The 445-nt window shown below is 68.3% G+C and carries 1 pseudogene; it reads right to left on the reverse strand.

The features are described from left to right. A pseudogene (locus tag MOV75_RS41890) lies at positions 1-387 on the reverse strand (NAD(P)H-hydrate epimerase); the annotation flags it as partial. Positions 388-445: the final 58 nt, after the last annotated feature.

The raw sequence follows: 445 nt of genomic DNA on the forward strand, positions 1-445 counted from the left end.
TGCCGCGCCGGTCGCCGCCGCATCGCCGGAGACCGCCAGCACATGGCCCCGCGCGTATTTGTGGCCGTCGATGCGAGGCACCGGAAAAGCGGCGCCCCAGACATCCGGATCGTTCTCGAAAGTCTGCGGCGCGATCTCGTCCAGCACCTGCGGGTCGATGCCGATGTCGGCGACGCGCACGCGACCGCAATGCACCCGGCCCGGCAGCAGCAGATGCGCCGGCTTCTTGCGAAAGAAGGTGACGGTCTCGGTGGCGTTCACCGCGGCGCCCAACATGGCCGCGCTGGTACCGTTGATGCCGCTCGGCAGGTCGACCGCGAGCACCGGGGCTCCGTTGGCGTTGATCGCCTCGATCATCGCGCGAGCCTCGCCGTCGACAGGACGGCTGTATCACTGACTGGCGCGATCGTCCCTAACTCGTGCCCTACTGGGCTTGATCGTAGGC

The sequence above is a fragment of the Bradyrhizobium sp. PRIMUS42 genome (assembly GCF_023006515.1).
In the GTDB taxonomy this organism is placed as follows: domain Bacteria; phylum Pseudomonadota; class Alphaproteobacteria; order Rhizobiales; family Xanthobacteraceae; genus Bradyrhizobium.